Source organism: Burkholderia cenocepacia (genome assembly GCF_014211915.1).
In the GTDB taxonomy this organism is placed as follows: Bacteria; Pseudomonadota; Gammaproteobacteria; order Burkholderiales; family Burkholderiaceae; genus Burkholderia; species Burkholderia orbicola.
Map to the genome: position 1 here is coordinate 692,043 of NZ_CP060041.1, position 25,262 is coordinate 717,304.

Annotated in this window: 23 protein-coding genes and 1 pseudogene; 15 read left to right on the forward strand and 9 right to left on the reverse strand. The window is 65.1% G+C overall.

The window, feature by feature from the left end; genetic code table 11:
- Positions 1-430 precede the first annotated feature (430 nt).
- Complete coding sequence (locus SY91_RS32315; protein ID WP_260632500.1) at positions 431-1,759, forward strand: alpha/beta hydrolase domain-containing protein; 1,329 nt, start codon at positions 431-433, stop codon at positions 1,757-1,759.
- A 297-nt stretch (positions 1,760-2,056) separates the two neighbouring features.
- Positions 2,057-2,980, forward strand: a pseudogene (locus SY91_RS32320) (phosphatase PAP2 family protein); the annotation flags it as partial.
- Positions 2,981-3,263: 283 nt separating this feature from the next.
- Here the strand turns inward: SY91_RS32320 and SY91_RS32325 are convergent.
- Positions 3,264-3,542, reverse strand: coding sequence for a hypothetical protein (locus tag SY91_RS32325; protein WP_023476946.1), 279 nt, complete (start codon positions 3,540-3,542; stop codon positions 3,264-3,266).
- Positions 3,536-4,057, reverse strand: a complete 522-nt coding sequence (locus tag SY91_RS35345) for a hypothetical protein (protein WP_260632501.1) — start codon at positions 4,055-4,057, stop codon at positions 3,536-3,538. Before SY91_RS35345 ends, SY91_RS32325 begins: the two co-directional genes overlap by 7 nt.
- A 248-nt stretch (positions 4,058-4,305) precedes the next feature.
- On the opposite strand from SY91_RS35345, the gene groES reads away from it, so the two are divergent.
- From groES to SY91_RS32345, 3 genes are all read left to right on the forward strand, one after another.
- Positions 4,306-4,623, forward strand: a complete 318-nt coding sequence (gene groES / locus SY91_RS32335) for a co-chaperone GroES (protein WP_006482399.1) — start codon at positions 4,306-4,308, stop codon at positions 4,621-4,623.
- Between the two features lie 80 nt (positions 4,624-4,703).
- The gene (groL, locus tag SY91_RS32340) at positions 4,704-6,326 is read left to right on the forward strand and encodes a chaperonin GroEL (protein WP_023476947.1); all 1,623 of its coding nucleotides are present in this window, start codon (positions 4,704-4,706) and stop codon (positions 6,324-6,326) included.
- Positions 6,327-6,442: 116 nt separating this feature from the next.
- Complete coding sequence (locus SY91_RS32345; RefSeq protein ID WP_023476948.1) at positions 6,443-6,730, forward strand: hypothetical protein; 288 nt, start codon at positions 6,443-6,445, stop codon at positions 6,728-6,730.
- A 199-nt stretch (positions 6,731-6,929) separates the two neighbouring features.
- Here the strand turns inward: SY91_RS32345 and SY91_RS32350 are convergent, their stop codons facing one another.
- Positions 6,930-7,835 carry a manganese catalase family protein gene (locus SY91_RS32350; protein ID WP_023476949.1) on the reverse strand — a complete coding sequence of 302 codons (906 nt, stop codon included), beginning with the start codon at positions 7,833-7,835 and terminating at the stop codon, positions 6,930-6,932.
- Between the two features lie 258 nt (positions 7,836-8,093).
- Between SY91_RS32350 and SY91_RS35350 the strand changes: the two genes are divergently transcribed.
- Entirely contained in the window at positions 8,094-8,261 is a 168-nt protein-coding gene (locus SY91_RS35350; protein WP_234621976.1) for a hypothetical protein, read from the forward strand.
- 141 nt (positions 8,262-8,402) lie between these two features.
- On the opposite strand, the gene SY91_RS32360 is transcribed toward SY91_RS35350, so the two are convergent.
- Complete coding sequence (locus SY91_RS32360) at positions 8,403-8,684, reverse strand: hypothetical protein (protein ID WP_034175559.1); 282 nt, start codon at positions 8,682-8,684, stop codon at positions 8,403-8,405.
- A 531-nt stretch (positions 8,685-9,215) separates the two neighbouring features.
- On the opposite strand from SY91_RS32360, the gene SY91_RS32365 reads away from it, so the two are divergent.
- From SY91_RS32365 to SY91_RS35355, 3 genes are all read left to right on the forward strand, one after another.
- Positions 9,216-13,358, forward strand: a complete 4,143-nt coding sequence (locus tag SY91_RS32365; protein WP_023476951.1) for a CheR family methyltransferase — start codon at positions 9,216-9,218, stop codon at positions 13,356-13,358.
- Between the two features lie 232 nt (positions 13,359-13,590).
- Positions 13,591-14,376 carry a chemotaxis protein CheB gene (locus SY91_RS32370; protein WP_260632502.1) on the forward strand — a complete coding sequence of 262 codons (786 nt, stop codon included), beginning with the start codon at positions 13,591-13,593 and terminating at the stop codon, positions 14,374-14,376.
- Entirely contained in the window at positions 14,373-14,528 is a 156-nt protein-coding gene (locus tag SY91_RS35355; protein WP_260632503.1) for a hypothetical protein, read from the forward strand. The genes SY91_RS32370 and SY91_RS35355 overlap by 4 nt, the downstream gene beginning before the upstream one ends.
- A gap of 33 nt (positions 14,529-14,561) precedes the next feature.
- Here SY91_RS35355 and SY91_RS32375 read toward each other — a convergent pair whose 3' ends face one another.
- The 3 genes from SY91_RS32375 to SY91_RS32385 form a co-directional block, all read right to left on the reverse strand.
- Positions 14,562-15,854 carry an NRAMP family divalent metal transporter gene (locus tag SY91_RS32375; RefSeq protein WP_023476953.1) on the reverse strand — a complete coding sequence of 431 codons (1,293 nt, stop codon included), beginning with the start codon at positions 15,852-15,854 and terminating at the stop codon, positions 14,562-14,564.
- A gap of 81 nt (positions 15,855-15,935) precedes the next feature.
- A complete protein-coding gene (locus tag SY91_RS32380; protein WP_023476954.1) occupies positions 15,936-16,451 on the reverse strand; it encodes a hypothetical protein in 516 nt (171 codons plus the stop codon).
- 61 nt (positions 16,452-16,512) lie between these two features.
- Positions 16,513-17,115, reverse strand: coding sequence for a TetR/AcrR family transcriptional regulator (locus SY91_RS32385; protein WP_043887971.1), 603 nt, complete (start codon positions 17,113-17,115; stop codon positions 16,513-16,515).
- Positions 17,116-17,537: 422 nt separating this feature from the next.
- On the opposite strand from SY91_RS32385, the gene SY91_RS32390 reads away from it, so the two are divergent.
- The 3 genes from SY91_RS32390 to SY91_RS32400 all read left to right on the forward strand — a co-directional run bounded on the left by SY91_RS32390 (position 17,538) and on the right by SY91_RS32400 (position 20,004).
- Positions 17,538-18,125 carry a tetratricopeptide repeat protein gene (locus SY91_RS32390; protein ID WP_023477588.1) on the forward strand — a complete coding sequence of 196 codons (588 nt, stop codon included), beginning with the start codon at positions 17,538-17,540 and terminating at the stop codon, positions 18,123-18,125.
- 120 nt (positions 18,126-18,245) lie between these two features.
- Positions 18,246-19,073 (forward strand): hypothetical protein, encoded by an 828-nt coding sequence (locus tag SY91_RS32395; RefSeq protein WP_034175555.1) that lies wholly within the window; start codon positions 18,246-18,248, stop codon positions 19,071-19,073.
- Positions 19,074-19,209: 136 nt separating this feature from the next.
- Entirely contained in the window at positions 19,210-20,004 is a 795-nt protein-coding gene (locus SY91_RS32400; RefSeq protein ID WP_023477590.1) for a hypothetical protein, read from the forward strand.
- A 134-nt stretch (positions 20,005-20,138) separates the two neighbouring features.
- Here SY91_RS32400 and SY91_RS35360 read toward each other — a convergent pair whose 3' ends face one another.
- On the reverse strand, positions 20,139-20,561 hold the full coding sequence (locus SY91_RS35360) for a LysR substrate-binding domain-containing protein (RefSeq protein WP_260632504.1): 423 nt from the start codon (positions 20,559-20,561) through the stop codon (positions 20,139-20,141).
- Entirely contained in the window at positions 20,558-21,082 is a 525-nt protein-coding gene (locus SY91_RS35365) for a LysR family transcriptional regulator (RefSeq protein WP_260632505.1), read from the reverse strand. Before SY91_RS35365 ends, SY91_RS35360 begins: the two co-directional genes overlap by 4 nt.
- Before the next feature lie 182 nt (positions 21,083-21,264).
- Between SY91_RS35365 and SY91_RS32410 the strand changes: the two genes are divergently transcribed.
- The 3 genes from SY91_RS32410 to SY91_RS32420 all read left to right on the forward strand — a co-directional run bounded on the left by SY91_RS32410 (position 21,265) and on the right by SY91_RS32420 (position 25,125).
- Positions 21,265-22,188, forward strand: a complete 924-nt coding sequence (locus tag SY91_RS32410) for a dihydrodipicolinate synthase family protein (RefSeq protein WP_043888513.1) — start codon at positions 21,265-21,267, stop codon at positions 22,186-22,188.
- A gap of 234 nt (positions 22,189-22,422) precedes the next feature.
- Positions 22,423-23,865, forward strand: a complete 1,443-nt coding sequence (locus SY91_RS32415) for an MFS transporter (RefSeq protein ID WP_023477593.1) — start codon at positions 22,423-22,425, stop codon at positions 23,863-23,865.
- Between the two features lie 186 nt (positions 23,866-24,051).
- Positions 24,052-25,125: a porin gene (locus SY91_RS32420; RefSeq protein WP_023477594.1), complete on the forward strand. Its 1,074-nt coding sequence runs from the start codon at positions 24,052-24,054 to the stop codon at positions 25,123-25,125.
- The last annotated feature ends 137 nt before the right edge of the window (positions 25,126-25,262 follow it).

The window sequence follows — 25,262 nt, forward strand, 5'->3', positions numbered from 1 at the left end:
GCAGCGTGCGTTCCCTCGATCGACATGGCGCAGAGAAGGTGACCGGTCTTGCCGAAATCGAGGGTGGCGTCAGTTGTCCGAAGGAATAAGCCATGCCGGACCACTGTTCGTCAGCGAATACGAGATGCTGGAAATGGAAGGGCCGGCGCTTTCGTCGCGACGTGGCGTTGGACGCCCGAATGACGTTCGTGAAGCGATGTCGTACATCGCGCGCTTCGCGTAGTGACAAGACTCATCAATAGTGGAACATTCACATGCACCGTCTGATAGAGAAAGCTCGATACGTTGTCCTGACGGGAATCATGATCGCGTCAGGCGCGTCCGCACCGGTTAACGCGGAGGTCCCGCGAATGCCCAACGTCGTCGAAGTCCCCCCTCCGGCAAGCTGCCTCTGTCATCGGCTTCCCGCCCTGGAACCGAATACATCGATTTGGCCAGATATGGGTACGTCGAGAAGGAATACTACCTATCCGGTGTCGCGCCGGTCATTACCTCGACCGGAAAGACGATGTTCCAGGCGCCGTACCTGACACGGATTCTGGTTCGCGCGCCGACGGATCCGTCCCGCTTCAACGGGACCGTGATAATCGAGCCGTTCAGCTGGTTCGGAGAGCGCGGCGCCGGCTGGATCCTTACCCGGAAATATCTGCTGAGTCGCGGATACGCCTACGTCGGATATACGCTCAACAGCAACAAGCCTGCGGTCGACCCCAAGTTCATCTCGGATACACCCAAGGAGGAAGCGGACCAGATCGCATTGTATGGAAAGATCGTCAACTTTGATTTCATGCGCCGATTCGATTACGCGCGTTATGCGCCGCTGGGTGTGTATTACGATCCGGAACACTTCAAGCTCGGCAACGTACCTGATCCTTTTATTCCGCAATCGCAAGGTATCGGCGCGCAGTTGGCGCTGTTGTTGAAATCCAATACGCCGGAAAGTCCGCTTGCGCCGATGAAGGTTCAGCGCGTCTATGTCGATAGTTGGGCGGTGACGGCGCAGGTGTGGATGGACTACCTCGATCAGGGACGCCACCAGCAATGGCGGATGCCGGACGGTCGTCCTTTGATCGATGCGTACATGGCAGGGCGCATGGCCTATGGCGAGGTCGGGGGCGAGTCGATTCGCGTGCCGCGAAAGATGCCGGATGGCGCGCCGTTCGTGACAATCTTCAGCGAATCCGAGCTGATGCACGACGTGCTCGCCGGCATTCCGGTGCCGCCGGACACCGACAGCCCTCAACTTCGCTATTACGAAGTAACCGGGATGCCGCATCTGCGGAAGGCCGATCTCGGCACGGATGAGAAGGAACTGTTGGCCGCCGACGTTGGCAAGGGTAACGATCCGCGCTGTCGGACGCTCTACGACGAGCCGGTCGAGGACGTTGTCTCCGCCGTCCTGGACGGTATGGACAAGTGGGTACGAGACGGCAAGATCATGCCGAAGGCGCCAAGGGTTATCCGCAATGGAAAGGCCGTCGTGCGCGATCCGGTGACCGGCAATATGGAAGGCGGAGTCCGCCCGCCGTGGATCCAGGTGCCGTCCGCCACCTACATGACCGATCAGGAAACGGGTTGCGGTCTGATCTACGACACGAAGATTCCCTATTCGAAGAGCAAGCTGGTCAAGATGTACGGAACTTATCAAAACTACCAGAGCGCCTTCGAGAAGGCGAAAGAAAAGGCGGTCAAGGAGGGCTACCTCTTGCCGGACGACGCAGCAGCGCTTCAGCCGATTGCGAAACCAGCGGATTTCTAATCAAGACGATGTTGAACAAGGAGGGGAATTCCCTCCTTTTCTTTTGCCATTGCGTCGGCCAGGTATGACGTGATCGGCAACTTCCGTGATGTGGGACGGGCGGGCAGGTTTTCCGTGCCGACGAATGCGTCGGCGTCGTGTGAAGTGCCGATGCAGGACAGGACCGCATCGCGTCTCGACGAGGGGAGGGCGGCGCGACATCGCCTTCTCCCGAACTTTCTCGGCTCTTTCTCATATCTTTCGCAAACTAACCATATCGTACGCGATTTCTCGACACGCCACGGGAACCGCCCAGTCATGTCAGCGCATCGCCGGATTGCCTTGCATATCTTTGCCATCGCCGTTTCGGCATCCTTCGTTGTCGCGGCTTGCGGCGGAGACGACGTCGGCAGCAACCGGCCGCCGTCGGTTGTCGCGCAACTGCCGGCAGCGCCCGCGGACCCCGGTTTCGTGGACAGCGCCCCGGTTCAGGCATCGGTGCCGGCGTTCGTCGACAACGCGGCGACCAACCAGCGCGGCGATGCGCGTTACGCCACGATGAGCACGAACGCCGGCGTGCGCGTCTTGAACGGCTTCCGTGCGCTGTGGCAGCCGCTGACCGACGTCGTCGATGCCGGGACGAGCGCACCTGCGGCCGGCGGTTTTCCGAGCGGGCATTCCGCGGAAGGCATGCGCGACGCGCTCGCGATGGCGTACGTGATTCCCGAACGTTTCCAGGAAATGATCAGCCGCGGGCTCGAACTCGGCGAGAACCGCATCCTCGCCGGCATGCACTCGCCGCTCGACGTGATCGGCGGCCGGATACTTGCCCAGGCGGTGGTGGCGGCGAACCTCGTCGATCCGGCCAACGCGACGCTCAAGCAGACGGCCTTCCAGCAGGCACATGCAACGCTGTATTCGCTGACCCACACCACGCGGGCCACGTTCCCGGCCGCCGCGCATGCCGGTACGGCGTCGAGCGACCGCTTTGCCGACCCGGCCGCCAATCGGGCCAATTACGCGCGCCGACTCACGTTCGGCTTCGCGCCGATCGGCACCACCACCAACGGCGCAGTCGTGCCGAAGGGGGCCGAAGTGCTGCTCAAGACGCGTCTGCCGTATCTGAGCGCCGACCAGCGACGCGTCGTGCTGAAGACGACGGCGCTGGCGTCCGGTTATCCGCTGCTCGACGACGCCGAGGGTTGGGGCCGGCTCAACCTGTTCGCCGCCGCGGACGGGTACAACGCCACCGCGCTTTACGGCGCATCGGGCGTATCGGTTCGTATCGACAAGTAGGGGCGGGCGGCGCATCGATGCAGTGATCCGGACGGACGGTTGCCCGCCGGGGCGTGCATTGCGTCTTCGTCGTTGGCCGCGGCTGTCGGCTGCGGGTTCGACGGCTGCCGCCAGGGTCATCGACGAAACGCGAGCTTCAGTATTGGCGGCGCGCTTGCGCGGATACCGCGTGCATCGAGCATGATCGCGCACGCACGTCGGTAGCCGCGCCACTGATTCGAACGCCGGGTCATCCGGCGTCGTCCGACAGCGCGACGGGCGCGTCGTATGGATGGTCGCGCGCTGCCGCGGCCTCGTGACGCCCGCGGGAAGCGATGTCGGCCCCGAGCGCGTGGAGAATCGATCGGCCTTTCTTCGTCAGATACGCGCGCCGGCGGCCGGGCGCGCCATGTTCGAGCATGACGAGTTGCCGTTCGAGCAACGCATCGAGTTCGGCGCGGTTCATGTCGAGCTGATCCGGCGCCTGGCACACCAGCATCAGCGTCGCGAATTCGTGCGGGCTCAGCATGGCCGCCTCCCGTCGCGCATGGAGCCGCCGCCCGCAGGCGTGACGCGGAACAACGAAATAGGGTGCAGCATGCGTCCAAACCCGGCGACTCGACGGCGCGGCAGCTTCGGTCGGCCGATCGCAGCGGGTTGGGGCGCGCCGCGCAACGCGAATGGCTTGCGCTCGGCACGTACGCGAGCGCCGATTGGCGCGAAGCGACTCGTGCCGTTGCGCGCTTTCCGCAGGCGGGCCGGCAGACCCGTGACGACGCGGGCGGCGCGTCGTGGTCGGCGGCCGACCTCCGGCAGCCGATCGAAGATGAAGAAAGGATGGTTCATGATTCGCTCCCGGTTGGACCTCGCATGGAGGACGAACCGGACCACGCGCTCCAGTTCGTCGATCCGCGAGAGGCCTCGCTGACAAACAAATCGAAACACGCAGCGCGTAAGCCGCGGCTGCTTGAGCGATACCCAAAATAGGATGGGAAGCGCGGATTTCAAGCGCCGTCGCGCGACGATTTGCGTGGCCCGCAGCATTGACCGTCGAGGCCGTGTTGCCGCTCGTCACGGAGAGCCTCTCGACACAACCGCCGGTCGTGCGAACGCCGGTTTCGCGATGAAACATTTTGTTACATATTGAGCGTTCGTCACCCTCTTGAAGCGCGCCTGCCCGCCACTATTTCGCTTTTCGCCAATCGATGGCACGCCGGCGCAGCGCAGCCCTTGCGCGTGCATGCGCCGACGGATTCCCTTTTTCAGGTGATCTCATCGCTCAGGAGATGAAAATGCAGATTCGTCCCCTCTACGACCGGGTTATCGTCAAGCGAATCGAACAGCAGCGGACGACGGCCTCCGGCATCGTGATTCCCGATTCGGCCGCCGAACGGCCCGAACAGGGTGAAGTGATTGCAGTCGGCAGCGGCCGGCTGCTTCAGGACGGCTCGCAGCGCCCGCTGCAGCTCCAGGTCGGCGACCAGGTTCTCTTCGGCAAATATGCAGGCCAGACCGTGAAGGTGAACGGCGAGGAACTGCTCGTGATGCGCGAAGAGGACGTCATGGGCGTGCTCGAACCCGAATCGCCGGCCGCCAGGAAAGCGGCCTGAATGCCGATTCGACCGCGTCGCACGGGTGTGTGCCCGATGCGCGCGGCATCCCGTTCAACGACTGTATCCGGAGCAAGAAAATGACTGCAAAAGACGTGAAATTCCGCGATGGCGCGCGCCAGCAGATCGTCAAGGGCGTGAACGTGCTGGCCGACGCGGTGAAGGTGACGCTCGGCCCGAAAGGCCGCAACGTCGTGATCGAGCGCGGCTTCGGCGCGCCGGTGATCACGAAGGACGGCGTGTCGGTCGCGAAGGAAATCGAGCTGAAGGACCGCTTCGAGAACATGGGCGCGCAGATCGTCAAGCAGGTCGCGTCGAAGACGGCCGACGTGGCCGGCGACGGGACCACCACCGCCACTGTGCTCGCACAGGCGATCGTGCAGGAAGGCATGAAGCACGTCGCGGCCGGCATGAACCCGATGGATCTGAAGCGCGGCATCGACAAGGCCGTCGGCGCGGTGCTCGACGAGTTGCGCAAGCTGTCCCGACCGATTTCGACCCACAAGGAAATCGCGCAGGTCGGCGCGATTTCCGCGAACTCGGACGAGGCGATCGGCAAGATCATTGCCGACGCGATGGAGAAGGTCGGCAAGGACGGCGTGATCACCGTCGAGGACGGCAAGTCGATGGAGAACGAACTCGACGTGGTCGAGGGCATGCAGTTCGATCGCGGTTACGTGAGCCCGTATTTCATCAACGATCCGGCGAAGCAGGCGGCCTATCTCGACGACGCGCTGATTCTGCTGCACGACAAGAAGATCTCCAGTGTCCGCGACCTGCTGCCGATTCTCGAAGCGGCGTCCAAGGCCGGCAAGCCGCTGCTGATCGTCGCCGAGGACGTCGAGGCCGAAGCGCTCGCGACGCTCGTCGTGAATTCGATGCGCGGCATCCTGAAGGTCGCCGCCGTCAAGGCGCCGGGCTTCGGCGACCGGCGCAAGGCCATGCTGGAGGATCTCGCGATCCTGACCGGCGCGACGGTCATCTCGGAGGAAACCGGCAAGCAGCTCGACAAGGCCACGCTGGAGGATCTTGGCAGTGCGAAGCGCGTCGAGGTGCGCAAGGACGACACGATCATCATCGACGGCGCGGGCGATGCGGCGCGCATCGAGGCGCGCGTGAAGTCGATTCGCGTGCAGATCGACGAAGCGACGAGCGACTACGATCGCGAGAAGCTGCAGGAGCGTGTCGCGAAGCTCGCGGGCGGCGTGGCGGTGATCAAGGTCGGCGCGGTCACCGAAGTGGAAATGAAGGAGAAGAAGGACCGCGTCGACGATGCGCTGCATGCGACGCGCGCTGCGGTCGAGGAGGGCATCGTGCCGGGCGGCGGCGTCGCGCTGCTGCGTGCGCGCGCGGCGCTGTCCGACATCCGGGGCGCGAATGCGGACCAGGACGCCGGCATCCGGATCGTGCTGCGTGCGCTCGAAGCGCCGCTGCGCGTCATCGCGGCCAACGCCGGCGACGAACCGTCGGTCGTGATCTCGAAGGTGCTCGAAGGCAAAGGGAACTTCGGCTACAACGCGGCGACCGGCGAGTACGGCGATCTGGTGGACGCAGGCGTGGTCGACCCGACCAAGGTCACGCGTACCGCGCTGCAGAACGCCGCGTCGATCGCGAGCCTGGTGTTGACGACCGATGCGACTGTCGCCCAGGCGCCGAAAGAGGAGAGCGCCGAGTCGGCTCCCGCGCCCGAACTCGGCTACTGACCGGCGTCGCAGGCCTGCCTGCGATCGTCGAACAGCCGCTGGCCGGAGCGGCTTTGGTCGGCGCGCGCGACAGTGGGGACGCGCCGCGCCGCTTTTTCATGTTTGCGAGACCGACCATGAAGCTCGAACTTTCGATCGATTCCAGGCCGCTGCACGTCGAACTCGACGACGTCATCGCCGGCCTGCTCGCCGCGCGGCTCGGCCTGTCGCCCGACGGCGACCATCGCGGCGCGATCGGCCGCTACCTCGGCGACGCGGCGGGGCCGTGGACGCTGGATGACGACCATATGCGCAAGCGTGTGATGCGCCGCCTGATTCTCGACATCGCCGATCCGACGCTGGTCATTCAGTACCTGATGGCCGACCAGACCGATCAGGCCGGGCCGGGCGAAACGGGCGCCTGATGCGCGGCGAACGCGCGTTCACGGTCGGCGATGCATCACGCGTGCGATGCCTGCCGCTTCGCCGGCGCGTCGGCATCCTGGTCGCACGCCAATAGACGAGAACCCTCCCGCCCAACGGCGCCTGTTTCCATTTCGTTATCCGTATCAAATCGAAAAGACGCCCGCGATCACGCCCAGGCGCCCGTCGTCGCGCTTCCGTTCAGGCACCGTCCGGCTTGCCTGGCTTGCGCCCCTGCGGGGCCGGCGGACCCGCGCCGAGTTCGGCGCCCGTCACCGGGTCGCTGTTCGGATCGGATGCGAGTCGCTGCGCCATCGCTTCGATGGCATCCGCCTGCTGCGCGTCGAGCATGCCTTCCGGAATCCCGGTGCCGCCATCGACCGCCGGTTCGGCGGGGCGGACTTCGAGTTCGCCGCCGTGGTTCCAGGGGCCGACCAGCGGCGCCGCGTCCGGCTGCATCCGGAAGTACACGTGATCGTACGGCGTCTTCGGCGGCAGCTTGCCGGGCGGGAAGTTCGCGGTGATCGCATACAGCGCCTTCTCGAACGACATCTGGTGCGACACCTCGCGCGTCATCAGAAAGCCGAGCGCGTCGCGGATATCCGGATCGTCGGACACGTTGATGAGCCGCTCGTAGATGATCTTCGCGCGCGCTTCGGCCGCGATGTTCGAGCGCAGGTCGGCGGTCGGTTCGCCGATCGTGTCGATGTACGCGGCCGACCACGGCACGCCGCCCGAATTGGTCAATGGCGCGCCCGCGCCGTACAACACCTGTGTCACGTGGCTGTCGTTACCCGCACCGTGCAGCTTGCGGTACAGCTCGGCCTGTTCGTCGACCGCTTCGGCGAGTTCGCCCTTGGCGCCGCGGTTGAGCATCGCGGCCATCGAGCCGATCACCTCCAGGTGGCTGAGTTCCTCGGTCGCGATGTCGAGCAGCATGTCCTTGCGGCCGGGGTCTTCCTCGGTGATCGCCTGCGTGAAATAGCGCATCGCGGCGGCGAGTTCGCCCTGCGGGCCGCCGAACTGCTCGAGCAGCAGGTTGGCGAGGCCGGGATTCGGCGCGCCCACGCGCACCGTGTACTGAAGCCGTGTGTTGTGGATGAACATGGCATCTCCGTGGAAAGGGTTGCGCGACATTCGCCGTGTCGAAACAGCACGAATCGATCCCGTGCGGATGACGAAGGCGCGACCGCTTCGCAACGAGGCGCTTCTCGCGTACGGAGCGGACTGCCGCCGATGCAAGGACGCGGCACACGGGCGGGGCGGCGTCGGATGCAATACGAGCGCGCATCGCGTGACCTGCAACCCGCGTTGCCGGATTTTCAAGCGGTTGCATTTGTCGGCACGATGGCCGGGCAGATGATCATGCGGGGCTTCGTGGGGTGCCGGAGTCTGGCCCGGGCGCACGGGCTCGTCACGACGACGCCTGCGTTCGTCGCCGTCGGGATGGGCGGCGATTCGATACGGGCGCGCGTGATCGACCAGGTCGTGCTGTCCGTCGCGTTGCCGGTATCGATGCTGGCGCTGGCTTGATGCTGCGGCCGGCGTGACGTCATGGGCGCCTTCACGAGCGCACGCATGGCGCGCCGGGAGCGCTCGGCGCGACTGCCGCCGTCGTCGGCATGAAGGTCATGTTGCCGGCGCGGCCCGACCGGCGCCGGCCGGCGTGCCGGTTCATCGCGCTTTCAGCATTTCGTCGGCGAGCCGATAGGCGCTGACCGCGCGCTTCGATTCGTAGTCGGCGATCGTCGACACGTTGCGCCCGGCGTCGCGCGACAGCAATCCTTGCAACGCGGCGGCGGCGAAGAAATCGCGCAGGTCCGGCGTTGCGGATTTCGGCTCGGGCGGAGCGGTTTCGACGAGCGGCCCCGCTTTCCAGAAAACGGGCGACGGCGTGGCTGCCTTGGAGACGGCGGCGGTTTGCTTGATGCTCACATCCTGGGAAAACGGCGTCATTTCTTCCCCTTCGATTCGGTATCTGTTGGCGAAGCAGCGTAACGTCCCCGATTGCATGAGCGAGCATCGTTTCGTTCTGTTTTTGAGCGGTACTAATCGCTTGATCGACGCGAATATTCGCTGGTAATACGGTATTCGTCAAAGAAAATAAATTGGTTTCGACGGCCCGAAGCGGGAGCACGATTCGTTCCCGCTGGCAGTCGGGGAAACCCGTCGCGTCTCGCGAGCCGAGGTGGATGGTATGTCGGCACGAATGACGTTCCGGTGACACCCCGACGTGCGGCCGCGGTGGTCTTTGCGCGGCATCTCGACGCCCCCGCGCGCACATGCTCCGGGCCCTTCACCGCACGAGGATTGCAAGCCTTCAGTCAGGCGCGGTCGCGCGCTTGCCGGTGCCGTACAATGCGCACGGAAGCACAGGGGGAAGTATCACGAGCGGGATCGTGGGACGACGACCGGACGAGGGCGATACGACCCGGTATCGCCCGGCGTCCGGTACACGAGGTCCCACAACACCATCAGGAGAAGTCAATGGCACGGCAAGCGCTTATGCACAAGGAGCGGCCTGCATCGCCCGCGACGTTGAAGAGCGATCTGTCGTTTCCGGTAGTGGGCATCGGTGCGTCGGCGGGCGGTACGATGGCGTTGCAGACCTTTTTCGAGAGCGCACCGACGAACATGGACATGGCGTTCGTCGTCGTCGTCCATCTCGCGCCGGAGCAGGTCAGTCATATGGACGCCGTCCTGCAGCGCACGACGGGCATGCCGGTGCATCAGGTGACGTCCACGGTCCCGATCGAAAAAAACCACATCTACGTGATCGCACCGGGCATGCAGCTCGAGATGTCGGACGGTTGCCTGCGCTGCCGCAGTCGGGAGCAGTCCGACGACGCTCCGTTCACGATCGACCACTTCTTTCGGACGCTGGCGGACGCGCACGACTGGCGCGCGATCGGCATCGTGATGTCCGGTACCGGCTCCGACGGCGCGGCAGGCTTGAGCCGCATCAAGGAGGCGGGCGGCATCACGCTCGCGCAGACACCGGACGACGCCGAGCATGCGGAGATGCCGCAGCACGCGATTGCCATGGCGCGTGTCGATATCGTGCTGCCGGCGGCCGACATGCCGCAACGGTTGCTCGATCTCTGGTCGAATGCGCGCCGCATCGAACAGCAAAGCTTCGAATTCGCGCAATCGCTGCACAGCGTCGATCGGCCGACGGCCAACGATCCCGAACGGGCGCTCTCCGACATTCTGATGCACCTGCGGGTACGCACCGGCCACGATTTCAGGCTGTACAAGCGGGCCACGGTGCTGCGGCGGATCGAGCGGCGCATGCAGGTCAACGGCCAGCGCGATCTCCTCGCGTACCGGGATTTCCTGCGGGCCGCGCCGGACGAGGCGAACGCGCTGCTGGCGGACATGCTGATCGGGGTGACCCAGTTCTTCCGCGATCGCGAGGCGTTCGATTTCCTCGAACGGGAAGTGATCGGTTCGTTGTTCGCGGCCGAATCCGGCGAGGAGCAGGTCCGTGTGTGGGTGGCCGGATGCGCGACCGGCGAAGAGGCGTACTCGATCTCGCTGTTGCTGGCGCGGGCGCGCGAGGCCGCGATGTCGAGCCAGGCCATCCAGGTATTCGCGACCGATATCGATGAAGCGGCGATCGTCCGCGCGCGAACCGGCTCCTATCCGCTGTCGATCGCGAGCGACGTGCCCGCCGGGCTGCTGCAGCGATATTTCACGCGGGAAGGCGCGCACTACGTGATCGCGAAGGCGGTGCGCGAGCGCATCCTGTTCGCCGCGCACAGCCTGCTGCGCGATCCGCCGTTCTCGCATCTCGACCTGATCTCGTGCCGCAACGTGCTGATCTATCTCGAGCGGGCGGTGCAGCGGCAAATCCTGGAGCTGTTCCATTTCGCGTTGCGCCCGAACGGCTACCTGTTTCTCGGCACCGCGGAATCGGCCGACGCGGCGGACGACCTGTTTTCCGTCGTGGACAAGAAGCGCCGGATCTATCGCGCCCGTGTCGTCACGCATCGCGCGAAGCCGGTCACGGGCTTTCCGCCGCTGTTCCAGATCGAAGCCGGCGCCTCCGACGAGCGCGCCGCGCCGCAGCCGCCGTTGCGCGTGCCGGCCAGCCCGGCACAGCGCAATTTCTCGTATTCGGAACTCCATCAGCGCGCGCTCGAAACGTATTCGCCGCCGAGCGTCATCATCGACAAGGAATCGAACGTCGTGCATCTGTCGGACAACGCCGGCCGGTTCCTCAGGCATGTCGGCGGCGAGCTGTCCAGCAACATCATGACGCTGGTGCTGCCGGATCTGCGCCTCGATCTGCGCACCGCGATCTTCCGTGCGCTGCAAACGGGCACGAGCGTGGAAGCGCGCCGGGTCAAGTGGGCACACGACACCCGCGTGTCGTGGATCAACATGACCGTCAGGCCGTTTCACGACAAGGTCGCGAACGCGGAATTCCTCCTCATCGTGTTCGACGAGGTGGCCGGCCGGATGACCGAGGAGGATCAGGCCGAGACGAGCGGGCAGGACCCGGTTCTGGCGCAGCTCGAACAGGAACTGCAGCACAGTCGCGAGCAGCTCGCGACGATCATCGAGCAGTACGAAACGTCCGTCGAGGAGTTGAAGGCGTCGAACGAGGAGTTGCAGGCGATCAACGAAGAGCTGCGTTCCACGAGCGAGGAACTGGAAAGCAGCAAGGAGGAACTGCAATCGGTCAACGAGGAATTGACCACGGCCAACGCCGAAATGCAGGCAAGGATCGAAGACACCGCAAAGGCGAACGACGACCTCCACAACATCATCGCGTCGAGCGAGATCGCGACCGTGTTCGTCGACAAGGAAATCCGGGTCAAGCGGTTTACGCCCAACGCCACGGCGATTTTCAATCTGATCGATACGGACCTGGGCCGGTCGCTGTTTCATATCACCCACGCGCTGCGGTATCCGACGCTGGCCGACGATGTCCGGCAGTCGTTTCAGTCGCTGCGGCTGATCGAGCGCGAGATCGAGAGCGAGGCCGGCCGGTGGTATCTGATGCGGTTGCTGCCCTACCGCACGGCGGACGACCACATCGACGGCGCGGTGATCACGCTGATCGACATCACCGACCGGCATCACGCGGAAGAGGCGGCGCGGGCGGGCGAGCAGCGCCTGCGGCTGGTCGCGCAGTCCACCAAGGACTACGCGATCATCATCCAGGACGGCCACGGCGCGATCGTGAGCTGGAACGCCGGTGCGGAGCGCATCTTCGGCTATACGGAAGAAGAGATGATCGGCCAGGACGTGGAGCTGATCTACGAACCCAACGATCGACAGGCGCTCGTGCCGATGCGCGAGCGCGAAGTCGCGACTCGGGAAGGGCGCGCGGACGACGAACGCTGGCACCGGACCAAGGACGGGCGGCGGATTTTCTGCAGCGGCGTCGTCACGCCGATTTCCGATACGTCGTTCAACGGATTCGCGAAGATCGTGCGCGACATGACGTTGCGCAAGCAGAGCGACGACGCGAACCGCGAAGCGCTCGCGCGGGAGCAGGCGGCCCGCGAGCAGGCGCTCAGTTCGAACCAGCTGAAGGACGAGTTCATCGCCGTGCTGTCGCACGAGCTCAGGCATCCGCTCAACCTGATCGGCGTCAAGTCGGAAATGCTGCCGCGCCTGCCGGAAACGCGCGACATTCCCGCCGTGCGCGAAGCCGCGGACTCGATTCGGCAGGCCGTGCGTGCGCAGGCGCAGATCATCGACGACCTGCTCGATCTGTCGCGCATCCAGACCGGCAAGCTGGCGCTCGAGCTGAACCGGGTCGACCTGACGGCGATGTTGCGCAGCATCGCGGACACCTGCGAGCGCGACGTCCACGCACGCGGCCTGGTCCTCAAAACGGAGTTGCCGACGGAGCCGGCCATCGCGCTCGCCGATCCGGTGCGGTGCGAGCAGATTTTCTGGAATCTGATGTCCAACGCGCTCAAGTACACGCAATCGCATGGCGAGATCGTCGTGCGTCTCGCGCATGAAGGGCGGATGCTGCGGGTGGACGTCGTCGACGACGGGCAGGGGATCGACGGCGATACGCTTCCGCATGTCTTCGACATGTTCCGGCAAGCGCCGCGCGACAGGACCCGCGGCGGTCTGGGCATCGGGCTGGCGCTGGTTCGGCAACTCGTCGAAATGCATGGCGGCCGGATCGCCGCGGCGTCCGATGGCCCGGGAGCCGGCACCACGATGACGGTATGGCTGCCGGCCGCATCGGACGGGCGTGCCGTGTCCTCCAGCAACGGCGCGGCGGAGGGGAGTATCGCCGGCCTTCGCGTGCTGCTGGTCGAGGACGATCAGGAGACCGCGCTGTCGCTCACGACGCTGCTGGAGCTGGCGGGGGCAACGGTCACGGCCGCGAAGAGCGGGGCCGAGGCGCTGGAGCGGCTGCCGCAGACCCCCGTCGACGCCATCGTGTCCGACATCGGGCTGCCCGACATGGATGGCTACGAGTTGATTCGCCAGATCAAGGCCGATCCCCGCTGGGCCACGCTGCGGACCGTTGCGCTGACGGGCCGTAATCGCCAGGACGATGTTCGGGCCGCGGCGGAGGCCGGCTTCGACACCCATCTGTCCAAGCCGCTGGATTTCGGGATGTTGCTCGCGACGCTCGGCGATACGCGTTAGCCGGCCCGGTGACGACCCGCGCGTGCGTCGCGGGTCGTTCGCGCCGCGGCTTCCCGTCGGCGGCTTGCATCAACCGCGTCCGACCCGCATTGCGTGGTCTGCCACCGCGCGTGACGGAATTCCGGTTCGGGAACCCGATTTGCGGCTCTCTCCGCAAAGGGGGGCTATGGATCGTCGAGAGATCGTGGTAATTGCGTCGTCCCGAGGTGGTCTCCCGGTCCTCCGGACGTTGGTGGCGGGCATCGCCGCGGATTTTCCGGTGCCGATTTGCATCGTGCAGCACATTGGTCGACATCGGACGATTCTGCCAGAGCTGTTGTCGCGATGGGGCAGGCTGGATGCAAGCGAGGCGCTACATGGGGAACCGCCGCAGGCCGGCCGGATTTACGTGGCCCCGTCCGACAGGCACATGATCGTGCGCGGCGGCGGTCTCTGGCTGCTCGATACGGCCGCCGAGAACTTCACCCGGCCGGCCGCCGATCCGCTGTTCCGGTCTGCCGCACGCGAATATGGGGCCGGTGCGATCGGCGTGGTGCTCAGCGGCGATCTCGACGACGGCGCGGCCGGCCTCGCGGCGATTCGTGCCCGGGGCGGGTACGGTATCGTTCAGGACCCCGACGAATGCGAGGCGCCGTCGATGCCGCGCAGTGCGTTGGCCGCGGCGGGCGCCGATGCGGTCGCAAGGGCCGGAGAACTGCCGCAGGCCATTCATGCAGCGGTCTACGGCGCACGTGCGAAGGAGCAGCGAAAGATGGCAGACTTGCGCGACCTGGACCGTGAGAGCCGGATTGCCGAGGGGGCCTCGTCGATCCCGGGATTCTCGACGAAATCGGCACGCGTTCCGCACTCACGTGCCCCAGTTGCAACGGCGTGCTCTGGCGCATGCGCGACGATCGTCCGTTGCGATACCGATGCCATACCGGGCATGCGTTTTCCGCGCTTTCTCTCGACGACGCGGAAGCCCAGAAAGCGGAAGATGCGATATGGACGGCGATCCGCGCGGTTCACGAGCGCATGATCTTTGCGCGCGAGCGTCAGGAATGGGCGCGCCGGACCGGCAACGCCGAGGACGTCGCGATCGAACAGGCCCGCATCGACGAGAACCAGCGGCTCGCGGACGTGCTGCGCAATGCAGTCGGCACCGCGATGAACACGGGCGAACTCGAGTAAGCGCGGCGAGCCGCGGCATTCGCGCCGCCGGTTCTATCCGGGCACGAACACGCCCATTGCCGCGATCGCCATCGCGAGCGTCGCGATCCATCCACCCCACGCAAGCGCGCCGCTGACGGCGAACTCGCCCATGACCCGCTTGCTTCTCGCCATCAGCATCATCACGACCATGATCGGAACGGCGCTCACGCCGTTGATGACGGCGCTCCAGTAAAGCGCGCGGATCGGGTCGAAATGCATGAACGTGAACGCGATTCCGCCGACGATCGCCAATACGATCACCGCATAGAATTCCGGCGCGACGCCCCACTGCAGCGCGAGACTGTTGCGCCAGCGGAACGTACCCGCTGCCGCGTAGGCGGCCGAGCCCGCGAGCACCGGCAGCGCCAGCAGGCCGGTGCCGACGATGCCGAGCGCAAACAGCACGTACGCGAAGTGACCGGCAAGCGGCTCGAGCGCCCGCGCCGCATCCGCCGACGTCTTGACGTCGATGTGATGCGCGTTGAGCGTGGCGGCCGCCGTCAGCACGATGAAGAAGGCGATTACGTTCGAGACGCCCATGCCGAACCACGTGTCGAAGCTGATCCGGCGCAACTGGGCGGGCGCCTGGCGCGGCATGCGCCGCAGCGGCCGCGCGTCCGGCACGGCGCGCAATTCTTCGACTTCCTGGGACGCCTGCCAGAAAAACAGATACGGGCTGATGGTCGTGCCGAGCACGGCGACGAGCGTGGTCAGATACGCGGCGCTCAACTGCGCGTGGGGCTGCACGATCGCGCGACCGACCTCGGCCCAGCTGACCGGCACGATGAGGGCGACCGCGACGTAGGCGAGCAGCGTCAGCGCCGTCCATTTGAGCAATCGCGAATAGCGGTCGTACGGGACGAAAACCTGCAGCACGACCGACACGCCGCCGAGGCACGCGATGTAAAGCTGCTGCGGGCCGGGCAGCAACAAATTGACGGCCGCGCCCATGGCCGACAGGTCGGCCGCAATGTTGATCACGTTGGCCGTGATCAGCAGCACGACCGTCCCGTACAGCAGCCATGGCGGGTAGTGCTTGCGCATGTTGGACGCGAGACCCTTGCCCGTCACGCGGCCGATTCGCGCGCTGACCAACTGGATGGCCGTCATCAGCGGGTACGTGAGCAACAGCGACCACAGCAGTTCGAAGCCGAATTGCGCGCCCGCCTGCGAGTAGGTGCCGATGCCGGAAGGATCGTCGTCGGCGGCGCCGGTGATCAGGCCGGGGCCGAGACGCCGGACCCACGTGATCCCGTTCGGCGCCGGTTCCGTCGGCTCGGGCTGGAGAAAATCGTTGTCGTTCATGATGGCGGGCCTCCCGGGAGTGCAGCATGCGCAATCGCCGTGCCCGCTCGACGGGTGTCTCGCCCCGGGGCCTCGCGGGTATTACGGCCCGCCCGGTTTCGCCACGTCGCCCGCGTCGACGTTGATCGCGTGTTCCTTCGACACCAGCCGGGTTCCGGCCATGCTTGCGCCGCCGATGCGCAACTTCAGGCGCGCCGGTTCGCTGGCATCGAGTCCCGACACATAGTCGAGGCCATGCAGCCCCGCGCGATCATGGAACGGAATGAACCAGGAGGAGCAGAAGTCCGACGTGGGGACCGGGCAGCGGGCGTGGATGTCGAGCCGGCGGGCAGAGAACGGATAGTCGTCGAGATCGGTTGCGCCCACATCGAATCGCTCGAGAATGGTGACCGGCGTGACCGCGTAGCGGAGGTAGACGTGGTCGGCCCACGGCGTCTTGTCGAGCGACGCGAGGTCTTCCGTGGTGTACGCAACGATCGTGAGGCCGTTTCGGTCGCGGTGCTGGATTTCATATCGGCTGACATTCACCGGCTTGCAGCCGGCACATGCGATTGCCGCACCCAGCACGAAACCGATCAAGCGCATCCGCTCCTGCATGTCGTCCTCCCGGCGCCCTTCGACCTCGGTTTGCCTGCAATACGACGGCGCGCGACGTGCGTTACGTCGGGTTGGCCGCACCGTCGGCGGGCGAGGCCGTCGCGTGCATCGCCTGTTCGAGAAGGGCATGCGCGGCCTGCCACGCGCGGCCGGCCGCCGCGGAGTCGTTGAACGCCCGCGCGTCGACCGTGGCGCCGTCCAGCAGCATCATGAAGACGGTCGCCAGCCGGTTCGCGGTTTCGGGCGGCACGAGGGCCTCGATCAGTTCTGCGATCCATTCGACCATTTTGCGGCGATAGCGGATCGCGACATCCGAGATCGGCGCGTAAGCGGTGCCGAATTCGGCCAGCGCACGCTCGAACAGGCAGCCGGCAAATTCCGGTGTGCGGAACCACGCTTCATACCAGTCGAAGATGGTCTTGACGCGCTCGACCGGATCGACGACGTGCTGCAACTGCGCGTCGATGCTACCGACGATCAGGTCGTACCGCTGGACCAGCACTTCGCGGATGAGCTCGTCCTTGCTCGCAAAATGCCGGTACAGCGTCATTCGGGCGACACCGGAATCGTCGATGATCCAGTCCACGCCCACCGGGTGGAATCCGTGCCTCGAGAACAGTTCGGTCGCTTTGTCTACCACCAGCTGGCGTTTGTTGGCTCGCACGAACGGTTTCCTCCTCGATATTTCAGCAGCGTAGACCGATTATTCTAGCACCAGGCGACTCGTTGAGATTGACCTCCCGGGCCTGTTTGATGGCACTTCCGTGTCGGTAAACCGCGCTCGGCGAACCGGTTCTCAGGTCACCTTGACTATTGGATAGACCGATATGTATCATTTGAACTCAATGAGCAATGATCGATATTGCGTGGATTGAAGAGACGGAACGGTGGCTAGTGTCCCCCTTTCCGTCGTCTGCGGCAGCAGACCCTGCACAATGTTTCAAGCCGACAAGAGAACCTGAGAGAGCCTTGGCATGCGGGCCCGCGGACGATCTTCGCCGCGCAGCGCCTCGCATCAGCCGGGGGCATGCTCGCGGGCGAGTGCGCGAAGCAATACGGCGCCAATGAAACGTGAGGAAAATACCCATGTATCGCCGTTTACTCGCACCGGGGCTGCTGTTGCTGTTGGCCGCGTGCGCGCAGGATCCGTCGGTGACTGCCGGCACGGTACGGATCTGCGACGACACCGGTTGTTCCGATCGCCCTAAAGATCAGGTCTCCTATCAAAAAAGGGACGATGCGGAAGACCGGGACGATCCGCGCATCGCCGCGCTCAAGCAAACCGCGAAGACCCAGCCGAAGGCCGCCTACGACCTCGGCCTGCGCTATTTCCGCGGCGACGGCGTGCGCCAGGACAGCTACCAGGCGCTCAAGTGGATGCGCGAGGCGGCCGAACGCGGCGACCTGAACGCGCAGAAGGCGCTCGGCAGTTTCTACCTGTTCGGCCTCGAGGAAATGGGCTCGGATGCGCGCGAAGCGGAGAAGTGGCTGTCGATCGCGGCCGCTCGCGGCGACAAGGAATCGAAAAAGCTGCTCGATCTCGCGCGCAAGGCGAAGAAAGAGGACGAAGAAGACTGGAAATGGCGCACGCAATGGCGTGACACCTATTACGGCTACTGGTACTCGGGCTATCCGTACTACGGCGTCTGGCAGCAGACGTACTGGTACTACTGACCGGGCATCGGGCAACGGGGCAGCCGCGGGGAGACCACCATCGCGCGCCGCGCCGGGGGCTTATCGAAGTTCGCACGGACACATAAGCCGAACAACGACTCTAATCGATCGACAACGACAATGAAGACCAACCTTCTCCAACGTCTCACTCAAGGTGCGCTGGTGGCAGCGCTTGGCGCGTCCGTCGCGGGTTGCGGCGGCGTGGTGACGCCCGGCGGGCAGAACGCCGGCGTGACGGGCGCCGCGGCTGGCGGCGCGAGCGCCGGCGCCGATTCGCAACTGCAGCGCTGCACGTCGCCGCTCGGCACGATCGCGGTCGACGACGGCCGCAATGCCGACTGGTGGGGCCAGTTCGGCAGCGCCACCAAGGTGACGAGCATCGATCCGCTGCTGCGGCTGGCGGTGCAGCAGTCGAACTGCTTCGTGATCACGTCGATCGGCAACCAGAAGAGCGACGCACGCCTGTCGCGCATCACGCAGCTGCAGCGCAACTCGGGCGAATACCGCGCGGGCTCGAAGCAGCAGAAGGGCCAGCGCGTCGCGGCCGACTACTACATGGAGCCGCAGATCGTGATCAACGATTCGCCGATCGGCGGGATCGGCAGCATGATCGGCGGGCTGATCGGCAACAGCGCGGTGGCGGCGGTGGCGGGCCATCTGCAGACGAAGGCGTCGGTGGTGACGCTGACGCTGTTCGACGTGCGCTCGGCGGTGCAGATCGCGGCGTCGGAAGGCAGCTCGACGGCGACCAACTACGGCGCGGCGCTGGGCGGCTTCGGCGGCGGCGTGGGCGGCGCGCTGGCGGGCTTCTCGTCGACGCCGGAAGGCAAGGCGACGGTCGTCGCGTTCATCGATGCGTACAACAAGATGGTCGTCGCGCTGCGCAGCTACAAGGCGCAGGACGTCAAGGGCGGGCTGGGCCGCGGTGGCCAGCTGCAGGTCAACTGACGTTGCCGGGCCGGCGGGGGGCGCCGGCCGATGGCTGATTCCCGATGTCTGATTCGTGATTCGTGAGGGTCGGTGCGCGCGGCACGATGCGCGCGCACTGGCTGCGTTCGTTCGGTTCGTCCAGAGGGGGATCCCGATGAAAGCCGTTGCACTGATCGCATTGACCTGCCTCGCGCTGACCGCTTGCGGCGGCGGTGACGACAATTCCTCGCCTGCTTTATCAGGCGGATCGGGCACGAGCAACAACGGCGGCAGCGGCGGAACGCCGACCACGGGCACATCCGGCGGCAATCCGGGCTCGCCGACCGCGTCGAACGTCGAGTGCGATCCGGTTTACCAGCAGGGCGATACCGTGCAACTGCACATGTATACGCAAGTGAACTCGCAGAGCCCGTCGGTCGACAACGGCGTGTACACGCGGACTTACGCGTCGGCCACGTTCGACGGCGTGGCGCTCACGCAGCAGGCCGAAACCACGGCAGGCTCGCCGATCCAGACCAATCACTACTACCTCGTCGGCAATGGCGTACGCACGTACTACGGCGGCGAAGTCTACAGCGGCGGCACGCTCGCGTTGCGGGACGTGAACTCGCCGCCCTACGTCGAGACGATCGGGCTCGCGGGAAGCGAGACGGTGAACTACGTGGATACGCCCGTCGTTCCGTCAGGCGGCGCGCAAACGGCTGTCTCGATCCAGCGGACGTACGTCGCGCGCGAAACGGTCAGCCTCAGGAACGGCAAGGTGTTTGCGAACGCCTGCCATTATCAGACCACGGAGACTACCGCCAACCAGGCGGTGACGACCAAGACGAGCGCTGACGACTGGCTCGCGCCGGGCGTCGGCGTGGTCAAGTCCGTCGCCAACGTCGGCGGCACGCAGATCGTCACGCGCGAACTGGAAGCGGCGACGGTGGGCGGCAAGTCGTACTAGATATCGACGAAGATGCGCGCGGCGGATGGAGCAGTTGCGCCATCCCGTCGCGCCGCTCGCCCGACAACACGACACAGTGGCGGACATCGATATCCCGCTCGATCAGGACTGCGAACACACCGTACCCCGGCCCTTCAGATGGAACGCAGGAACGCGGCAGACACGCCCAACCGAAGATCCGACGAGAGATTGCGCGACCGTGCGATTTCCTTCGTGAGCTGCATGACCGTGCGGCACGCCAGCGTCAGTTCGCCGTGAGGCGACATGGCGAGCGCAATGAAGCGCGGCACGGACGGATCGACCACCATCGACGCCTGCAACCGGCATTCCCGTTCCAGATTGGCGATCGCGTAAGGGCCTAGCAACGCATGGATGCCGCCGTCGGCGACGATGTGCCCCTGCAGGCTCAGTGAATCCGCTTCCGCCGCGAAATTGAGCGACACCTGATGTTCGCCCGCGATTTGTTCGAGCCGCTCGCGCCAGCTGTTGGGGCGGCAGAAAGAGACCAGCGGAATGCCATCGAGCCTGGAAAACGCGATCGTCGGCTGACTGGTCAAAGGATCGCCTTCCGCCCCACGAGGTAAGTCGCGGCCTCGACCAGATATTCGTCGCCGTTTCTCGGCGTCGGACTGTTCCGAAACAGGATGGCGAGATCGACGCTGCCGTTCTCGAGCCAGGTTTCCAGCAGCGCCCCTTGACCCTCGCGCACCTGTAACTGCACCAGCGGGTAACGCTCTCGAAGCTGGTGGTAAAGGGTGCTGACGAGGGGATGAGCGGTGGAGGGCAGGATTCCGAGCCTGACCACGCCGATCGGCTCGCCCGCCGTGCTGCGGATGTCGTTGGACAACTGCTCCGTGCTGGCCAGCCAGGTCCTCACGCGCGGCGCGATACGCGCGCCCAGCTCGGTCAATACCACGCCGCGGCCTGTCCGTTGAAACAGACGGCCGCCGCAATACTGCTCGAGCTCGACGATCTGCCGGCTGATGTGGGGCTGGCTGGTTCCGTAAGCAATGGCCGTCTTGCTCAGGCTCCCGAGTTCCGCCGCGTCGATGAATAGCTTCCAGGCCGCATAGTCCACCGCGAAGCCTCCCCCCAAGATATGTCAAATCAGTATAGCTGAAATGTGTACTCTGGCTGTTCTCGCATGGGTCGCGCGTCCCTACACTGCAACGCATGCACCGTTGTTCCGGCGCGATGCGCAACGGGCAGCGGGCTCTCCTCTTGGAAAGAGGAGCGGAAAAGCTCACATTTGGAGACGTCATGAAAGCGATCGATCTGCGCGGTTTGGTCCCGGCACCCGTTACCCCTTTCACCCGCGAGGGCGCGGTGGACCATGCCGCCATTCAACGGCTGGGCGCGTGGCTGGGCGGCATCGAAGGCGTCAAAGGTCTGACGGTGCTCGGGCACGCAGGCGAAGGCACGTTCCTCTCGCAGAAAGAACAGGCTCAAGTCATCGAAAGCTTCGTGAAGTCCGTCGACGGCAAGATTCCGGTCATCGCCGGTATCACGCTCGAAGGCACGGACGTGGCGGTGGAAGAGGCGAAGCGCGCGGTGGAGGCCGGCGCGTCGGCCGGTCTGGTGTATCCGTCGCACGGCTGGCTGCGCTTCGGCTATCAGAAAGGCGCGCCGCAGGATCGCTACCGCGCGATCCACGAGGGCAGCGGCCTGCCGCTCATCCTGTTCCAGTACCCGGACGCCACCAAGGCGACCTACAACCTCGAAACACAGCTGGAAATCGCCGCGCAACCGGGCGTCTTCGCGATGAAAAACGGCGTACGCAACATGCGTCGCTGGGACGTCGAGATTCCGATCATCCGACGCGAGCGTCCGGAACTGCAAATCCTGACGTGCCACGACGAGTATCTGCTTCACACGATGTTCGACGTCGACGGCGCGCTCGTCGGCTACGGCGGCCTGGCTCCCGAACCGCTCATCGAACTGATCAGGGCAGGCAAGGCGAAAGACTACCCGGCCGCCCGCGCGATTCACGATCGCCTGCTGCCGGTGACGCGCAACGTGTATCACCGCGGGTCGCACATGGAAGGCACCGTCGCGCTCAAGCATGGCCTGGTGGCCCGCGGCATCCTCGAACACGCTACCGTGCGCTCGCCGTTGCTGCCGCTCGCGCAAGGCGCGGACGTTGAAATCGCGGACGCGCTTCGTTCGGCCGGCCTCGTCGACTGACTCCCGCGCGGTACGTCCATAGCCGGATGCCGACGGCGCAGCGCCGCCCGCTGTGCCGTTGGCATCGAGCAGTCGGGGCGGCGCGCAAACCTCGTGGCGCGCGCCGCCGCCGACAGGCTCGGCAAACGATAAAAAAACGCGCCGATGTCGCGGCAAGCCATAAAAAACGCGACCGGCGCTGCAAAACAAGAAGCAAGCCGAAGGTCCATAAAATGCAGCTTTTCAGGAGACAGCATGAACACCCCTTCGACCGCCTGCGGCGTCGACCTTGGTCGATCCGCGAGCGAAACGCGTCCCATGAGCGAGCAACTGCGGGCGGCGAACCTGTTGTTCCGCATCGAGAACGTGCCGTTCTGCAAGTGGCACACTCGGGCACGGATCGTCATGGGCAGCGCGACCCTCTTCGATGCATTCGACGCACTTTCGCTGGCTTTCGTGCTGCCCGTCCTGGTGGGGCTGTGGCATCTTTCTCCCGGTCAGATCGGCGTGCTGATCGCTGCCGGCTATCTGGGCCAGGTCGTCGGCGCGTTGGTGTTCGGCTGGCTGGCCGAGCGCCTGGGGCGAGTGCCGAGCGCCACCGTCGCGGTGGGCGTCATGTCGGCGATGAGCGTCGTATGCGCGTTCACCGGCAGCTTTCACATGCTGTTTCTGATGCGCTTCCTGCAAGGCATCGGCGTGGGCGGAGAAGTGCCCGTGGCCGCCACGTACATCAACGAGCTGTCTCAGGCGCACGGCCGCGGGCGTTTCTTCATCCTGTACGAACTCATTTTCCCGTTGGGCCTGCTCGCGGCCGCGCAGCTCGGTGCGTTCGTCGTCCCGCGCTTCGGCTGGGAAACTATGTTCCTGATCGGCGGGATTCCGGGCATGGTCGTCGCGATCCTGATCGCACGTCTTCCGGAGTCGCCGCGCTGGCTCGTTGCACGCGGGCGTCTCGATAAGGCCGAACGGATCATCGAGCGGCTGGAAGCCAGCACGACGAAGCGCAACCTCGACATACAAGTCCAAAGGGCCGAGGTGGACGCGCGCGTGGCGAGCCTTCTGGTCGGACGACAGTCGAAGCGGAAGGGAACCTGGAAGGAACTCTTCTCGCCGTTCTACCGAGGCCGCACCGTCGTCGTGTGGCTGCTTTGGGCAAGCGCTTATTTCGTGGCCAATGGCATCAACAACTGGCTGCCGAGCCTCTACAGGACGGTCTACCATCTGCCGCTGCAGACGTCGCTTCAGATGGCATCCATCTCGAACGTCCTGAGTACGTGCGGGGTGCTTGCCTGTGCGCTGCTGATCGATCGGGTCGGGCGCCGCCGGTGGGCAATGGCCTGCTTCATCATCAGCGCGGCCCTGCTTGCCGTACTCGGCATTCATGGCGCCGGCAGCGCGTGGTCCGTGATGTTGCTCGGATCGTCGGCGTACGCGGTGATGGCAACGACCACGGTCCTTCTGTACCTGTACACCCCTGAGATCTACCCCACCCGGATGCGCGCCATCGGCACCGGTCTCGCGACCTCCTGGCTGCGCGCGGCGTCTGCTGCCGCGCCGGCGATCGTCGGCGTCGTATTGACCGGGAAAGGCATCGCCGCGGTATTCGTCATGTTTGCCGCGGTCAGTGCGGTGGGTTTCTTCGTCGCCGCGCGAATGGTGGAGACGACCAATCGTTCGCTCGAGGAAATTTCCCCGTAGCCACTCGCATGCCTGACGGCGCCTTCCCCTGAGAAGCCTCGCGGGAAGGCGTTTCCTCGCTCGTCACGCCAGCGACTTCGGCGACGTGCTCGAAACAATGGCCGCCATTCCCGCTATTCAATCAGCACTACAGATGGATGGTCACGGAAAAAGCCGCTCACAAAAATATGAATGGAGACAATCGAAATGAAAAAGACACGACAGGTCGTGGTGCGCGTTGCCGCTCGGCGCGTTGTCGGTACGCTCGGCGTGACGGCGATATTCAGCGCCGGTCTGGTATTGAATTCCGTCGGGGCATACGCGGATAGCGGCTCCCAGGTCCAGCTTTATGGCCTCATCGGCACCTACGTCGGCAGTATCAAACGCAGCGACACGCCGCAGTCCGCGGTACAGATGGGGAGCGGCGGGCTGACCACGTCGTTCTGGGGAATCCGCGGCAAGGAAGACCTTGGCGGCGGCGTCGGCGCCATTTTCGTTCTCGAAAGCTTCTTTCAACCCGCGAACGGCGCGCTCGGGCGCAGTACGGCGGACCCGTTCTGGTCGCGCAACGCGTACGTGGGCTTTCAAGGCGACTTCGGGCAGGTGACCTTCGGGCGACAAAGAAACCCGGCCTATACGGCTGAATCCCTCGTCAATCCGTTCGGATCCTCGACCGTCTTCTCTCCGCTCGTCCTGCAGACGTTCGTGACCAACTATGGCGGGACGATCATCGGCGATACGGTGTGGAACAACACCGTCAAGTACACGACGCCGGACTTCAAGGGGTTCGCCGCCACCGTCATCTACGGTCTTGGCGGCGTGGCGGGTTCGCCGGGCGTCGGTAATCTCGGCGTTCACCTGAACTATCAAGGGCATGGCCTCACGGCCGTGTTGTCCGGCCAGCGCGTGCGGTATACCGCGGCAGGGCCGGTCGGCGCGCAGTACGCCTATCTGGCCGGCGCGGCATACGACTTCAAGCTCGTCACGCTCTACGGCGCGTGGGCGATGACGAGCGACGCGAGTACGCCGACCGGCAGCCACACCTACGAAGCCGGCTTGTCGATCCCGTTGTCACCGGCCGATTTCCTGCTCGCGGAGTGGGCGCGCACGAAGCGGTCCGGCGCTACCCCGGCGGCCGGCAGCCTGCGGAATACCGCGTCCGTCGGCTACAACCACCTGCTGTCGAAACGGACGGACCTCTACGCGGTTTACGCTTACGACAAGCTGAGCGCTCACCCCACCGGCAACACGTTTGCGGTGGGCATTCGCCACACGTTCTGATTCCCGCCCGCATCCCCTCCAACGCCTCGCAGCGCCAAATCCTTCCCTGAACGGGAGGTCGCGTTTATGATCCGCCATGCAAGCGGTGGTCGCTGGAATCGTCTGGTTGGTCGCACAACCATTCCGTTCCTTCGGCA

What these genes read in the sequence shown, in the direction of transcription:
- SY91_RS32325 (WP_023476946.1), bottom strand. Translation starts at nt 3,542, where the DNA reads ATGCTGAGCCCGCACGAATTCGCGACGCTGATGCTGGTGTGCCAGGCG.
- SY91_RS35345 (WP_260632501.1), bottom strand. Translation starts at nt 4,057, where the DNA reads ATGCTGCGGGCCACGCAAATCGTCGCGCGACGGCGCTTGAAATCCGCG.
- groES (WP_006482399.1), top strand. Translation starts at nt 4,306, where the DNA reads ATGCAGATTCGTCCCCTCTACGACCGGGTTATCGTCAAGCGAATCGAA.
- groL (WP_023476947.1), top strand. Translation starts at nt 4,704, where the DNA reads ATGACTGCAAAAGACGTGAAATTCCGCGATGGCGCGCGCCAGCAGATC.
- SY91_RS32345 (WP_023476948.1), top strand. Translation starts at nt 6,443, where the DNA reads ATGAAGCTCGAACTTTCGATCGATTCCAGGCCGCTGCACGTCGAACTC.
- SY91_RS32350 (WP_023476949.1), bottom strand. Translation starts at nt 7,835, where the DNA reads ATGTTCATCCACAACACACGGCTTCAGTACACGGTGCGCGTGGGCGCG.
- SY91_RS35350 (WP_234621976.1), top strand. Translation starts at nt 8,094, where the DNA reads ATGCGGGGCTTCGTGGGGTGCCGGAGTCTGGCCCGGGCGCACGGGCTC.
- SY91_RS32360 (WP_034175559.1), bottom strand. Translation starts at nt 8,684, where the DNA reads ATGACGCCGTTTTCCCAGGATGTGAGCATCAAGCAAACCGCCGCCGTC.
- SY91_RS32365 (WP_023476951.1), top strand. Translation starts at nt 9,216, where the DNA reads ATGGCACGGCAAGCGCTTATGCACAAGGAGCGGCCTGCATCGCCCGCG.
- SY91_RS35355 (WP_260632503.1), top strand. Translation starts at nt 14,373, where the DNA reads ATGATCTTTGCGCGCGAGCGTCAGGAATGGGCGCGCCGGACCGGCAAC.
- SY91_RS32375 (WP_023476953.1), bottom strand. Translation starts at nt 15,854, where the DNA reads ATGAACGACAACGATTTTCTCCAGCCCGAGCCGACGGAACCGGCGCCG.
- SY91_RS32380 (WP_023476954.1), bottom strand. Translation starts at nt 16,451, where the DNA reads ATGCAGGAGCGGATGCGCTTGATCGGTTTCGTGCTGGGTGCGGCAATC.
- SY91_RS32390 (WP_023477588.1), top strand. Translation starts at nt 17,538, where the DNA reads ATGTATCGCCGTTTACTCGCACCGGGGCTGCTGTTGCTGTTGGCCGCG.
- SY91_RS32395 (WP_034175555.1), top strand. Translation starts at nt 18,246, where the DNA reads ATGAAGACCAACCTTCTCCAACGTCTCACTCAAGGTGCGCTGGTGGCA.
- SY91_RS32400 (WP_023477590.1), top strand. Translation starts at nt 19,210, where the DNA reads ATGAAAGCCGTTGCACTGATCGCATTGACCTGCCTCGCGCTGACCGCT.
- SY91_RS32410 (WP_043888513.1), top strand. Translation starts at nt 21,265, where the DNA reads ATGAAAGCGATCGATCTGCGCGGTTTGGTCCCGGCACCCGTTACCCCT.
- SY91_RS32415 (WP_023477593.1), top strand. Translation starts at nt 22,423, where the DNA reads ATGAACACCCCTTCGACCGCCTGCGGCGTCGACCTTGGTCGATCCGCG.
- SY91_RS32420 (WP_023477594.1), top strand. Translation starts at nt 24,052, where the DNA reads ATGAAAAAGACACGACAGGTCGTGGTGCGCGTTGCCGCTCGGCGCGTT.